Here is a 12,814-nt window from a genome sequence, read left to right as displayed (position 1 = left end):
CTGTGGACGCCAGAATAGTATCAGAAATTGCCAGCCTTCGACAACATGAAGGCGTCGCGTCGGCTACTCTTTTCCCATCGCCTTGGTGTTCAGGGAGATTTCGATGGGAGACGAACATGCAATCCACCGCCGCAATGAAACGGGACAGCCACCCGACGACGAATGCCACGACGCAACTCAAGGAGATCAGCAAGACATTGCCGCTGCGGGTTCTGTCCAAGGCCGATTGGGAGCACTGGATCACGAATGGCTACATCATTGTCCGTCAGGCAGTGCCCGCGGTCAATGTAGAGCGGCTTGTGGATCTCCTTTGGCGCTTTGACGAGAAAGACCCGATGGACCCGTCCACATGGTACGCGCCGCAGCGACGCGAACACAAGATGAAGGAACTCAACAACACAGGCATGCTGGAAATCTATAATCACCAATACCTCTGGGACAATCGGATGGAGCAGCGTGTCTACGATATCTTCGTCGATATCTGGGATCGGGAGGACCTTTGGGTCACTATCGATCGCGCCAATCTCAATCCGCCGAAGAAGGTGAAGGGCAATCCGAACGGCTTCATCCATTGGGATGTCGATACCTCCATTCGGCCATTGCCAATTGGCGTACAGGGTGTGTTGAGCCTGCAGAAGCAAGATGGCGACGTCGGCGGCTTCCAATGCGTGCCGTATCTTTTCGAGCACTTTGACGAATGGGTGAAAACGCAGCCCGACGATCGTGATCCGATGCATCCGGACATGGCCGGTCTTTCCATCGTCAATATCGATATGGAGCCGGGTGACTTGATGATCTTCAACTCGCTGCTGGCGCACGGCGTCAGACCGAACCATTCCGATCATCGTGTGCGCATGGCGCAATATATCTCGATGCATCCCGCCGAGTTCGACAACGAGGCTGAGCGCCAGGAGCGCATTCGGCTATGGAAAGAACGCGATCATCCGCGCCGCGATGCTTTTCCCGGCGATCCTCGCGAGTGGGAAAAGCACAATGCGGAGACCGCAGAACTCAATCCCCTTGGGGAGAAGCTTCTCGGGCTGAAACGCTGGTGATGATGATGCAGCGTCGTCGTCATACAGGATGGCGACCCGATCATCAGGATTGTAGATTAGCGTCCTGGATTAGATCGAAACAAGCGATTGGAGTTCGGAACTGACGTCCGAGTTCCGGACGACCTTCCCGCCGTCCATCCGCACCTTGTCTTCCGCCAGCAAACGGAGGGCAAGCGGATAGAGCTTGTGCTCGACGGTAAGCACACGGGCGGCAAGGCTGTCGGCCGTGTCGCCAGCGGTAACAGGAACGGCGGCCTGGCCGATGATCGGGCCTTCATCCATGCCTTCGGTGACAAAATGCACGGTACAGCCGGTGATCTTCATGCCGCTTTCGATGGCGCGCTGATGGGTGTGGAGGCCGGGGAAGAGTGGCAGAAGCGAGGGGTGGATGTTGATGATGCGTCCCTCATAGGGCGCGATGAACTCGCCAGAGATCAGGCGCATATAGCCCGCAAGGCAGATGATATCGGGCGCGAGTTCTCCGAGTGCTGCGAGGATTGCAGCTTCATGCTCACCCTTGCTCGCATAATTCTTGCGCTCGAAGACCAGCGTCGGAATGCCAAAGCCTTGCGCCTTGGTAAGCCCGCCGGCCGTCGGCTTGTCGGAGATGACGCAAGCGACCTCTGCGGGAAAATTCGGCTCACGGCAGGCTTGCGCCAGCGCCACCATGTTGGAGCCGCCGCCTGAGATGAAGACGACGACGCGCTTGCGGGGAGCGCTGTGGCTCATAGTGCGAGCGTGCCCTTGTAGATCGTACCATGCGCGCCCTCTTCACGGGCAACCATGCGCCCCAGTGGGAACACGGTCTCGCCTTGCGCCGTCAAGGCGTCTGTGACGACCTTGGCATTCTCTGCGGAGACGACGACGATCATGCCGACGCCGCAGTTGAAGGTGCGGAGCATCTCGTTTGCCGCAACGCCGCCGGTCTTTGCAAGCCAGGAGAATACCGCAGGCACCTCGATGGATTCGAGATCGATTTCTGCAGCCAGATGCTTCGGCAGCACGCGCGGAATATTTTCAGGAAAACCGCCGCCGGTGATATGAGCGAGTGCTTTCAACGCACCCGTCTCGCGGATCGCCTTCAAGAGCGGTTTCACATAGATGCGGGTTGGCGTCAGCAGCGCTTCGCCGAGCTTCTTGCCGTCTGCGAAGGGTGCTGGCGCGTCCCAGCCGAGGCCGGAGAGCGACACGATCTTGCGCACCAGCGAGAAACCATTGGAGTGGACGCCCGACGAAGAAAGACCGAGGATCACGTCGCCCTCGGCAATGTCGCCTGCCGGCAGAAGCTGGCCTCGTTCGGCAGCGCCAACGGCAAAGCCAGCAAGATCATAGTCGCCGTCGGAATACATGCCCGGCATTTCAGCCGTCTCGCCACCGATCAGCGCGCAACCGGATTCCAGGCAACCCGCGGCAATGCCGTTGACGATGGCTGCACCCTGATCCGGATCGAGCTTTCCCGTGGCAAAATAGTCGAGGAAGAAGAGAGGTTCTGCACCTTGGACGACCAGATCGTTGACGCACATGGCAACAAGGTCGATACCGACGGTGTCGTGGAAGTTGGCGTCGATCGCGATCTTCAGCTTGGTGCCGACGCCATCATTGGCGGCAACCAGAACCGGATCGGTGAAGCCTGCGGCTTTTAGGTCGAACAGGCCACCGAAGCCGCCGATTTCGCCATCCGCACCGGGGCGGCGGGTGGAGCGAACGGCTGGCTTGATCTTCTCGACCATCAGGTTTCCGGCATCGATATCCACGCCTGCATCGCTGTAGGTAAGACCGTTCTTGCCCGACTGGCTCATGGCTCTCGTCTCCGCTGGTTTTCTTGGGCTCGCCATTCGCATGAGATGGGTGCTGATGCAAGTGTAAGAGCGTTGCGGCCCCCGATTTTCGTACCATTTTACCCGCGGCAGAGCATTGAGCAATGCGCTGTTGAGGTGTCTGACCACCTGCCGCAACCCTTGACCTCTCCTAGCAGCGCATCCTATCTCGTTGCAGTGCGTTATGAGGCGTCACGTGCCGCGAAGGGAAATGAGATGCAGCCACACATCAGAGGCATCAATCTAAGACGCCAGATATTCTTCTGGCTGGGCGCGCTTGTCGTCTTCGTCGTCTTCCTGATGGTGTTCAGCTCGATTCTGCTGCCCTTCGTTGCAGGCATGGCGCTTGCCTATTTCCTCGATCCTGTGGCCGACTGGCTGGAGCGCTGGGGCTTAAGCCGCATGATGGCGAGCATCTTCATCCTGATTTCCTTCGTGCTCCTGTTCGCGCTATCGTTGATCATCATCATTCCGTTGATCGCCGCGCAGGCGTCGGACTTCATCACCCGCATTCCGTCCTACATCTCGTCGCTGCAGAATCTGATTGCCGGAGCGGATACCAACCTGCTGCCCGCCTGGGTCAGCGCCCAGATCGACACGGTGAAGGAGAACTTCTCCAAGCTTCTCGCCGAAGGGGCAGGCTTTATCGGCACCTTGCTGACGCAGATCTGGAATTCCGGCAAGTCGCTGATCGATGTGATTTCGCTTCTTGTCGTCACCCCGGTTGTCGCCTTCTATCTGCTCCTGGACTGGGATCGGATGATCGACAAGGTCGACAGCTGGGTGCCGCGCGATCATGTCGCGACGGTTCGCCAGATCGCGCGTGACATGGATGCGACCATTGCCGGCTTCATCCGCGGCCAAGGCTCGCTTTGCATCATTCTCGGCGTCTATTACGCGGTCGGACTCTCGCTCGTCGGCCTCAACTTCGGCCTTCTCATCGGCATGTTTGCCGGTGCCATCAGCTTCATCCCCTATATCGGCTCGATGGTAGGTCTGGTCCTTGCCATCGGGATTGCGCTCGTCCAGTTCTGGCCGGACTATATCTACGTGATCCTGACGCTGGCGGTGTTCTTCTCCGGTCAGTTCATCGAGGGCAATATCCTTCAGCCGAAGCTCGTCGGTAGCAGCGTCGGCCTGCACCCTGTCTGGCTGATGTTCGCGCTGTTTGCCTTCGGTGCGCTATTCGGCTTTGTCGGCCTGTTGGTTGCTGTGCCGGCCGCGGCCGCGGTTGGTGTTCTGGTTCGCTTCGCGTTGTCGCGATATCTGGAAAGCGATCTCTATCATGGTCGCGCCGCCAATCTGCCGTGGCAACCCGACATCGTGCCACCGCAGAAGATCGATGCGCAGATCGACTCCAGAGCTGATTGATGAACGAGAATGATAAGCCCGGTCCGTTCCGGCCAAAGGCCGAACAGTTGCCGCTTGCCTTCTCCCATAGCAGCGCGACGGGCCGTGACGATTTGCTGGTGGCCGCTCCGCTGGACGCGGCGGTCAGCATTGTGGACGAATGGCCGAAATGGCCGTCTCCGGTCGTCATTCTGGCTGGTCCGCCAGGATCGGGCAAGTCGCATCTCGCTGCGATCTGGAGGAACACCAGCGGTGCCGTCGAGATCAAACCTGAGAAGGGATCTGATGCCGCACGTGCTGCCGAGCAAGGGTCGGTTCTTTTCGAAGATGCCGATCGCGTTGGATTCGACGACACCGAGCTTTTCCATGTTATCAACAGCGTGCGTGAAAACGGGACTTCGCTTTTGATCACGACACGGCAATGGCCTGCGGCGTGGCCTGTCACGCTTCCGGATCTGCGTTCGCGCTTGAAAGCGGCGACGGTGGTGGAGATCGGCGAGCCGGACGAGGACCTTCTGGCGCAGGTGCTGATGAAGCTCTTCGCCGACCGGCAGCTTTACATGGATGACAAACTTGTCAGCTATATCGTGGCCAGAATGGAGCGTTCGCTGGACACGGCGCAGATCATCGTGGAACGGCTGGATCGTCTGGCACTTTCGCGTGGGACGCGCATCAGTCGGGCGCTCGCGGCCGAGGTGCTGAATGAATTGGGTGCCGCTTCGCAGGACGATTGACTGTCATAGTTCCGTCGTCAAACTGTTATACGGGCATGGAAACTGACAAAGGGTGGGCGACTTGATGGATTCGGCGGTACAGGAAGAATTGGCAGGCGGTCAATCGGCACAGGCAGCGGAGGTTGAAAATCTCTGGGACAGCCCCACTCGATTTGTGAACCGCGAATTCTCCTGGCTGCAGTTCAACCGCCGCGTGCTGGAAGAGACGCTGAACCCGGCGCACCCGCTTCTGGAACGACTGCGCTTCCTGTCCATTTCCGCCGCCAACCTGGATGAATTCTTCATGGTGCGCGTTGCCGGCCTGGAAGGCCAGGTACGCCAGTCCGTCACCATCAAGACACCGGATGGCAGGACGCCCGCCGAGCAGCTTGAAGATATTCTCAAGGAAATCGACAATCTCCAGATGGAGCAGCAGGCTTCGCTTGCCGTTCTGCAGCAGTATCTCGCCAAGGAAGATATCTACATTGTTCGTCCGGGCGCGCTTTCGGACGAGGACCGCACCTGGCTTGAGAACGAGTTCGAGGAACGGATTTTCCCTGTTCTGACGCCGCTCTCCATCGATCCGGCGCATCCTTTCCCGTTCATTCCCAATCTCGGTTTCTCGATGGGTCTGCAGCTGGACAGCGTCAATGGACGCGAGCCGATGACGGCGCTGCTGCGTCTTCCGACGGCGCTCGACCGCTTCATTCGCCTGCCCGACGACAAGACCGCGATCCGCTACATCACACTGGAAGATTCGGTCGGTCTCTTCATCCACAGGCTCTATCCGGGATACACCGTTCGGGGCTTCGGCACCTTCCGCATCATCCGTGACAGCGATATCGAGCTGGAGGAAGAGGCGGAAGATCTGGTGCGCTACTTCGAAAGCGCTCTGAAACGCCGTCGTCGCGGCTCGGTGATACGCATCGAGACTGACAGTGAAATGCCGCATTCCTTGCGCCAGTTCGTGGTTCACGAGCTCGACGTGCCGGAAAATCGTGTGGCGGTTCTTCCTGGTCTTTTGGCGCTCAACACCATTTCGGAACTCGCCAAGGCGCCGAGAGAAGACCTCAAGTTCGAAGCCTATAATGCCCGCTTCCCGGAGCGCGTTCGCGAACATATGGGCGACTGCCTTGCCGCCATTCGCGAAAAGGACATGGTGGTTCACCATCCATATGAAAGCTTCGACGTCGTCGTGCAGTTCCTGATTCAGGCCGCCCGCGATCCCGACGTTCTGGCGATCAAGCAGACGCTTTACCGAACCTCCAATGACAGCCCGATCGTCCGCGCGCTGATCGATGCCGCCGAGCTTGGAAAGTCGGTGACGGCACTGGTCGAGCTCAAGGCCCGCTTCGATGAAGAAGCCAACATCCGCTGGGCGCGCGACCTTGAGCGTGCTGGCGTGCAGGTCGTGTTCGGCTTCATCGAACTCAAGACCCACGCGAAGATGTCGATGGTCGTGCGCCGTGAAGATGGCAAGTTGCGCACCTACTGCCATCTTGGTACCGGCAACTACCACCCCGTCACGGCGAAGATTTATACCGACCTTTCGTTCTTCACCTGCAATCCGAAGATTGCCCATGACATGGCCAATATCTTTAACTTCATCACCGGCTATGGCGAGCCGGAAGAAGGCATGAAGCTGGCGGTCTCGCCCTATACGCTGCGTCCGCGCATCCTCAAGCACATCAATGATGAAATCGAGCACGCCAAGAATGGCGCGCCGGCTGCGATCTGGATGAAGATGAATTCTCTGGTCGATCCGGAGATCATCGACGCGCTTTATCGCGCCAGTGCCGCAGGCGTGGAAATCGATCTTGTGGTGCGCGGCATCTGCTGCCTTCGCCCGCAGGTGCCGGGACTTTCGGATAATATCCGCGTCAAATCGATCGTCGGTCGCTTCTTGGAACACAGCCGCATCTTCTGCTTCGGCAATGGTCACGGCCTGCCATCGGACAAGGCGCTGGTCTATATCGGCTCTGCCGACATGATGCCGAGAAACCTTGATCGCCGTGTCGAAACCCTTGTGCCGCTCGTCAATCCGACTGTGCATGAGCAGGTTCTTTCACAGATCATGCTCGGCAATCTCATTGACAACCAGCAAAGCTACGAGATACTTCCCGACGGAACGTCCAGGCGTATCGAAGTGCGCAAGGGCGAGGAACCGTTCAACGCGCAGCACTATTTCATGACCAATCCCAGCCTGTCCGGACGTGGTGAAGCTTTGAAATCCAGTGCGCCAAAACTGATTGCCGGGTTGATTTCTTCCCGCAAGAAACAGGCTGAATGACACGATCAGAAGCACAGGGGCGGCTCGTCGGCCATGCCCCCGTTTCCGTCATCGACATCGGTTCGAACTCGGTTCGCCTTGTCGTTTATGAAGGTCTCTCGCGCGCGCCTGTGGTGCTGTTCAACGAAAAGGTTCTTTGCGGCCTTGGCAAAGGGCTGGCCCTGACCGGGCGGATGGACGAAGAAGGGGTGCGGCGAGCGCTGATGACCCTGCGCCGTTTCCGGGCACTGTCCGATCAGGCACAGGCCACCCAGGTGCATGTGCTGGCCACCGCAGCAGCACGCGAAGCCGAAAATGGTCCGGACTTCATTCGCGATGCGGAAGCGATCCTCGGTTGCGAGATCGAGGTTCTTTCCGGCGAGCGCGAGGCACTTTACTCGGCTTACGGCGTCATTGGCGGTTTCCACGACCCCGATGGCATTGCCGGCGACTTGGGCGGCGGATCTCTTGAACTGATCGATATCAAGGGCAATGCCTGCGGCAAGGGCATCACTCTTCCGCTCGGCGGCTTGAGGCTCTCCGAACAGGCAGGCGGTTCGCTCGAAAAGGCCACGGCTTTTGCCAAAAAGCAGGTCAAGAAGAGCGCCGCTTTGCTGTCAGCAGGGGAAGGCCGGACCTTCTATGCCGTCGGCGGCACATGGCGCAACATCGCCAAGCTCCATATGGAGATCACCCATTATCCGCTGCATATGATGCAGGGCTATGAGCTTCCTCTGCAGGAGATACTGAACTTCCTGAACGAGGTCATTGCCTCGAAGGACAGCAAGGACCCGGCGTGGCAGGCTGTCTCCAAGAACCGCCGGTCGCTTCTTCCCTTCGGCGCGATTGCCATGCGCGAAGTTCTCGAGGTGATGAAGCCGGCAAAGATTGCTTTTTCGGCCCAAGGCGTGCGTGAGGGCTATCTCTATTCGCTGCTATCAGAGACGGACAAAGCTGCCGATCCGCTGCTGGTTGCTGCCGATGAACTGGCGGTTCTGCGCGCCCGGTCTCCCGAGCATGCGCGCGAGCTGGCGGATTGGACCGGCAGAACCGTGCCAGTTTTCGGTATCGATGAAACGGAAGAAGAGCGGCGCTACCGACAGGCGGCCTGTCTCCTGGCAGATATCAGCTGGCGCGCCCATCCGGATTACCGCGGGCTCCAGGCACTGAACGTCATTGCCCACTCATCCTTTGTTTCGATCACCCATCCAGGCCGCGCCTTCATCGCCCTTGCCAATTACTACCGCTTCGAAGGCCTGAACGATAACGGCACCACCCAGTCGCTCGCCGACATGGCCGGGCCCCGCCTGCTCGAACTTGCAAAGCTTCTCGGTGGACTGCTGCGCGTCGTCTATCTTTTCTCGGCTTCCATGCCGGGCGTCGTTGACCACTTGCGTTTCCGAGTGTCGGAGAATCCCGATCTCGATCTGGAATTCGTGGTACCGCATGAGTACTGCGATTTTGCCGGCGAACGTCTTGAGGGACGCCTGCAGCAACTGGCGAAGCTCACGGGCAAGCGGCTGGCTTTCATTTTCGAATAAGTCTGAGACCGCCGACCCAGTCATTTGGTTGAGTAACGGATCATAATCCAGCCGTGGTGGAAAGAGCGCCGCCGAGACGGCGACGCTCCTTTGCATCACTTTGCGTCCAGCAGATCTTTCACATCGAGGATGACGAACTCGTTGTCGTCTGCCTTGTCCAGCGCACGGCCGGCCGAGAAGGGCAGGTTGTTGTCGTTGCCGACGATGATGTGGCTGGCATCGACACGGTCGACATTTTCAATGGTGACGAACGGCATCGTGTAGATGCCGTTTTCAGAACCCTGACGGGCCTTCTTGTCGGGATCAGCAATCTTCATCAGGTCGATATAGCCGATCTTGCGGGCAGCCTTGCCGACATTCGCATCGTTGAACTCGATCTTGTAGATGCGCTTCACCTTGGCAGGAACTGCAAAGCAGTTGGCCTCCGGTTTCTTCGGGTCGGCGCAGGCCTTGTCTGCCGTGCCGGCGCCGTTGTCGCGTTCGATCACCAGCGCAGTGCTGTCGTCCAGCATGTTGAAGTCGCCGATCGCCTCGCCGCCTTCTGCCAGCGGATAGAGCCAGGTCCGGCCCGTCCATGCCTTGGAGGCAACGTCGAGTTCGATGATACGCAGGCCCGTCGCACCGTCTTGCGTCTTTTCGACCTGACCATCTGCGGTGTAGAGCGGGCCTTCCAGCAGGCCGTAGAGCTTTGTGCCATCCTTGGAGAGCGCCATGCCCTCGAAACCACCGGAGCGCTTCAGGTTGAAGGCGGGCAGCTTCTGGGTGGGATTGCCGGGAAGGGTCAGCGTGGGATTGTCTGGAGACTTGACCTCGCTCTCGCCGGCCTTGGTCGCAATCACATCCGTCAGCTTGCCGTCGCGGCTGAACTTCAGAATGTAAGGGCCGAATTCTTCGCCGACCCAGAAGCCGTCTGCAACCGGCTGGATCGATTCCACGTCGAAGTCCGCGCCGGTCAGATAGCGCTTGTCCGAGCCTTCCATGACGATCGGGAAGGGAGCCTTCTTGTCGGGATCGGACAGGAAGACCGTCTCGATAGCGTTGACCTTGCCGGCATCCCAATCGAACTTCAAATGGTGCAGCATCAACATGGCGTCGCTGGAGTTCAGCTTCGAGCCGAAGCCGTTGTCTGACAGGCTCCAGAAGGTGCCGTCTTCCATAGCCTTAATGCCGGAAAAGCCCTGCATTGCCTGGCCATTAAACGGCATGGAGAGGCCGGTGGGGCGGACGCCATCTTTGCCGGGCACGGTGCCGATGCCTTCGGCACGCTTGCGGTCGGCTGTAGTGAACTTACCTGCGCTTTTCAAAAAGTCCGGTGCATCCGCCGGTGCCGGGATGATGGTGTTGGCTGGCAAAACTGCTTGAGAGACGAGCTTTGCCGGAAACTCCTTCTCAGCGGCAATCGCGTGAAGGGTGCCGAGCGTGAGGAAAACAGCGGAAGAAAGCAGGATTTTTTTCATGGAACATACCTGTCTGTTGCATAGAGCGCCTTGCGTCCTTTAGGACGCACAAAGGACGCTCTAACTTTTTGGATCTACGCATCGTGCTTTCCGAAAATCGATTCCGATTTTCGGGCCGATGCTGTAGAGGAGCAATGGACCGATAGGCGGGCTTTGTGACAGGCGCGCAAAACCGCTTTGAAGCTTTGATGACGGTGTTCTTTTACAAGGCCGGCTGGCGGCTGAGCGCGCAAACGCCGAGCGTCTGGCCGCGACCCTTGACGGCGTGTTCGCCGAGATACTGGCTCCTGATGCCCTTGGGCAGCAGAAGTTGATGGGCGAGGTCGGACGAGATCAGAATGGGGTGGCCGAGCATCTTGCTCAGTGATTCCAGCCGCGCCGTCGTGTTTACCGTATCGCCGAAATAGGTGATCTTGTGATGATCGACGCCGATTTCTGCCGTGATCACCGGCCCGCCGTGAATGGCAAAGCGGAGCTTCGGGACAGTGCCGAAACTGGTGATCCAGGTGGCACGGCTGCTTTCGATTTCCGAAAGAATGTCGAAGACGCAGTTGATGCAGGCGGCACGCCGGATCGCGAGATGATAGGGCCAGGTGATGATGGCCGCATCGCCGATATAGTCGTCGATGATCCCGCCATGCTTTCTGACCGGAGCGGCATAGGCGGAAAAGAGCGCGCCCAGAAATTCCTGGGCTTTGAGATCGCCATGGGTTTCGGCAAAGGATGTGGAGCCGACGAGATCGATGAAGAGGAACACGCGCTCTTCGCTGACCGGCCTGCGATAGCGCCCCAGGATGAGATCGATGAAAATATCGCGCCCCAAAAGCTCACGCACGCGCATGATGAAGACGATGATGGCGCACACGCCGAGCGTAAACACCATGGTCTGCAGTTCCGCATGCACCGCGCGCGCCCAGCTCGTGGGAAGAACGCCGGTGGCCCAGAGGATGGTACCGCCGAGACCGAAGCCACAAAAGACGAGAATGACATAAACGACCATGCCGACCGCGATATAGGCGGGCGTTGGCAGCATGCTGATCTTCTTCGACAGGCCGGGCAGGATATGGCCACGCTCGAAGGCAAGGATCGGCGCGCAAGCAAACAGGGCGTAGGTTGCCCCGATGAATGCACCGCCGCCATATTCGAGGAATGCATAGACCACGCCGCTTCCGGCAACCGCCAGAAACAGCACGACATAGTCCAGCATCGCCAGAATTTTTCTCATCGTCTGCCCTTAATTGAGGGGATAGGGGTGCCACTTCCTCCCAAGTGAGCAGGTCGATTCCTCCCGGTGCGGGATAATAATGCGGATCAGGTGCCGCCAAAAGGGATGTTTAAGCGATCACTCAGGAAGAGGCGCAGTTGTGGCAGTTTTGCACGACCCCGGTTTTTACCGATGACTTATTCGGTGGCCTGATCCTGGGCTGGCATTTCGACGGCCTCGACTTTCTTGCCTGCAAAGCGAAGCGCGACTTCACCACGGATGAGCTTCAAAGCAGGTTCACCGAAGAGTTCGCGCCGCCAGCCGGAAAGCGCCTGAACCTCGGCCTTCTCGCCTTCAGAGGCGATCTTGTCGAGGTCGTCGCTATTGGCGATTACCTTGGCAGCGACGCCGTGCTTATCCGCCGTCAACTTCAAAAGCACCTTCAACAACTCTACCGCGGCACCAGAGCCTTCGGGAGAATGGCTGTGGCGGGGCGCCTGCGGCATGTCGGCCTTGGGAAGGGCGAGCGCTGCATTGACCGTCTCGATGATCGCCGCGCCGGAGGTGGAGCGTTCCCAACCTTTCGGGATGGTGCGCAGGCGCGATAGCGCTTCCGCGTCCTTCGGCTGCTGCTGAGCGATTTCGAAAATCGCGTCGTCCTTCAGCACGCGCGAACGCGGAACGTTGCGCGAGCGCGCCTCGCGCTCTCTCCAGGCGGCGACGAATTTCAGGATGGCAAGTTCGGTCGGTTTGCGAAGGCGCGACTTCAATCGCAGCCATGCATCGTCGGGATGCATGTCATAGGTCTCACGCGCCTCAAGGATATCCATCTCTTCCTTGAGCCACGACGAACGGCCTTCACGCTCAAGCTGCGCCTTCAGCGCCAGATAGACATCGCGAAGATGGGTGACGTCCGCCAGCGCATAATCCAGTTGCTTTTCCGAGAGCGGACGGTGGCTCCAATCGGTAAAGCGGGATGACTTGTCGATCTGGACGTTCTTGGTCTTCTGCACCAGCTGATCGTAGGAGATCGAATCGCCGAAGCCGCAGACCATGGCTGCAACCTGGGTGTCGAAGATCGGGTGGGGGATGAGCCCGCCGAGGTGATGGATGATTTCGATATCCTGACGGGCAGCGTGGAAGACTTTTACGACATTCGCATCCGCCATCAGTTCGAAGAGCGGCGTCAGATCAATACCCTTCGCCATTGGGTCCACCAGCACTTCGAGCGTGGGGCTTGCCATCTGGACGAGACAGAGCTGCGGCCAGAAGGTTGTTTCGCGGAGAAACTCCGTATCGATGGTGACGAATTCCGATTTCGCCAGCTCCTTGCAGGCGTCGGCGAGTGCTGCAGTCGTTTCAATCATTACGTTCGGCCAGTCCTGGAAAACACTCCGTCTTACTTTCT

Annotated in this window: 10 protein-coding genes; 5 read left to right on the top strand and 5 right to left on the bottom strand. The window is 58.8% G+C overall.

The window, feature by feature from the left end; translation table 11 throughout:
- Positions 1-116 precede the first annotated feature (116 nt).
- Positions 117-1,055, top strand: a complete 939-nt coding sequence (locus EYC79_RS11745) for a phytanoyl-CoA dioxygenase family protein (protein ID WP_130978114.1) — start codon at positions 117-119, stop codon at positions 1,053-1,055.
- 69 nt (positions 1,056-1,124) lie between these two features.
- Here EYC79_RS11745 and purN read toward each other — a convergent pair whose 3' ends face one another.
- Both purN and purM read right to left on the bottom strand, forming a co-directional pair.
- A complete protein-coding gene (gene purN / locus EYC79_RS11740) occupies positions 1,125-1,784 on the bottom strand; it encodes a phosphoribosylglycinamide formyltransferase (RefSeq protein ID WP_130978113.1) in 660 nt (219 codons plus the stop codon).
- Entirely contained in the window at positions 1,781-2,854 is a 1,074-nt protein-coding gene (purM, locus tag EYC79_RS11735) for a phosphoribosylformylglycinamidine cyclo-ligase (RefSeq protein ID WP_062427588.1), read from the bottom strand. The genes purN and purM overlap by 4 nt, the downstream gene beginning before the upstream one ends.
- Positions 2,855-3,088: 234 nt before the next feature.
- Here purM and EYC79_RS11730 point away from each other — a divergent pair, with 234 nt between their 5' ends.
- The 4 genes from EYC79_RS11730 (at position 3,089) to ppx (ending at position 8,745) form a co-directional block, all read left to right on the top strand.
- Positions 3,089-4,243, top strand: coding sequence for an AI-2E family transporter (locus EYC79_RS11730; RefSeq protein WP_130978112.1), 1,155 nt, complete (start codon positions 3,089-3,091; stop codon positions 4,241-4,243).
- Entirely contained in the window at positions 4,243-4,956 is a 714-nt protein-coding gene (gene hdaA / locus EYC79_RS11725) for a DnaA regulatory inactivator HdaA (RefSeq protein ID WP_113175874.1), read from the top strand. Before EYC79_RS11730 ends, hdaA begins: the two co-directional genes overlap by 1 nt.
- 64 nt (positions 4,957-5,020) lie before the next feature.
- On the top strand, positions 5,021-7,225 hold the full coding sequence (locus tag EYC79_RS11720) for an RNA degradosome polyphosphate kinase (protein ID WP_062445358.1): 2,205 nt from the start codon (positions 5,021-5,023) through the stop codon (positions 7,223-7,225).
- Positions 7,222-8,745 carry an exopolyphosphatase gene (gene ppx, locus EYC79_RS11715; protein ID WP_113179973.1) on the top strand — a complete coding sequence of 508 codons (1,524 nt, stop codon included), beginning with the start codon at positions 7,222-7,224 and terminating at the stop codon, positions 8,743-8,745. The genes EYC79_RS11720 and ppx overlap by 4 nt, the downstream gene beginning before the upstream one ends.
- A gap of 95 nt (positions 8,746-8,840) precedes the next feature.
- Here the strand turns inward: ppx and EYC79_RS11710 are convergent, their stop codons facing one another.
- From EYC79_RS11710 to rnd, 3 genes are all read right to left on the bottom strand, one after another.
- Positions 8,841-10,202 (bottom strand): esterase-like activity of phytase family protein, encoded by a 1,362-nt coding sequence (locus tag EYC79_RS11710; protein ID WP_130978111.1) that lies wholly within the window; start codon positions 10,200-10,202, stop codon positions 8,841-8,843.
- A gap of 202 nt (positions 10,203-10,404) precedes the next feature.
- A complete protein-coding gene (locus EYC79_RS11705) occupies positions 10,405-11,427 on the bottom strand; it encodes an adenylate/guanylate cyclase domain-containing protein (RefSeq protein ID WP_111847387.1) in 1,023 nt (340 codons plus the stop codon).
- Between the two features lie 176 nt (positions 11,428-11,603).
- Positions 11,604-12,773 (bottom strand): ribonuclease D, encoded by a 1,170-nt coding sequence (gene rnd / locus EYC79_RS11700; protein ID WP_062600243.1) that lies wholly within the window; start codon positions 12,771-12,773, stop codon positions 11,604-11,606.
- Positions 12,774-12,814 lie beyond the last annotated feature (41 nt).

Origin of the sequence: Agrobacterium cavarae, from assembly GCF_004310285.1 — a bacterium.
In the GTDB taxonomy this organism is placed as follows: domain Bacteria; phylum Pseudomonadota; class Alphaproteobacteria; order Rhizobiales; family Rhizobiaceae; genus Agrobacterium; species Agrobacterium cavarae.
This window is presented reverse-complemented; position numbering and strand designations above follow the sequence as displayed.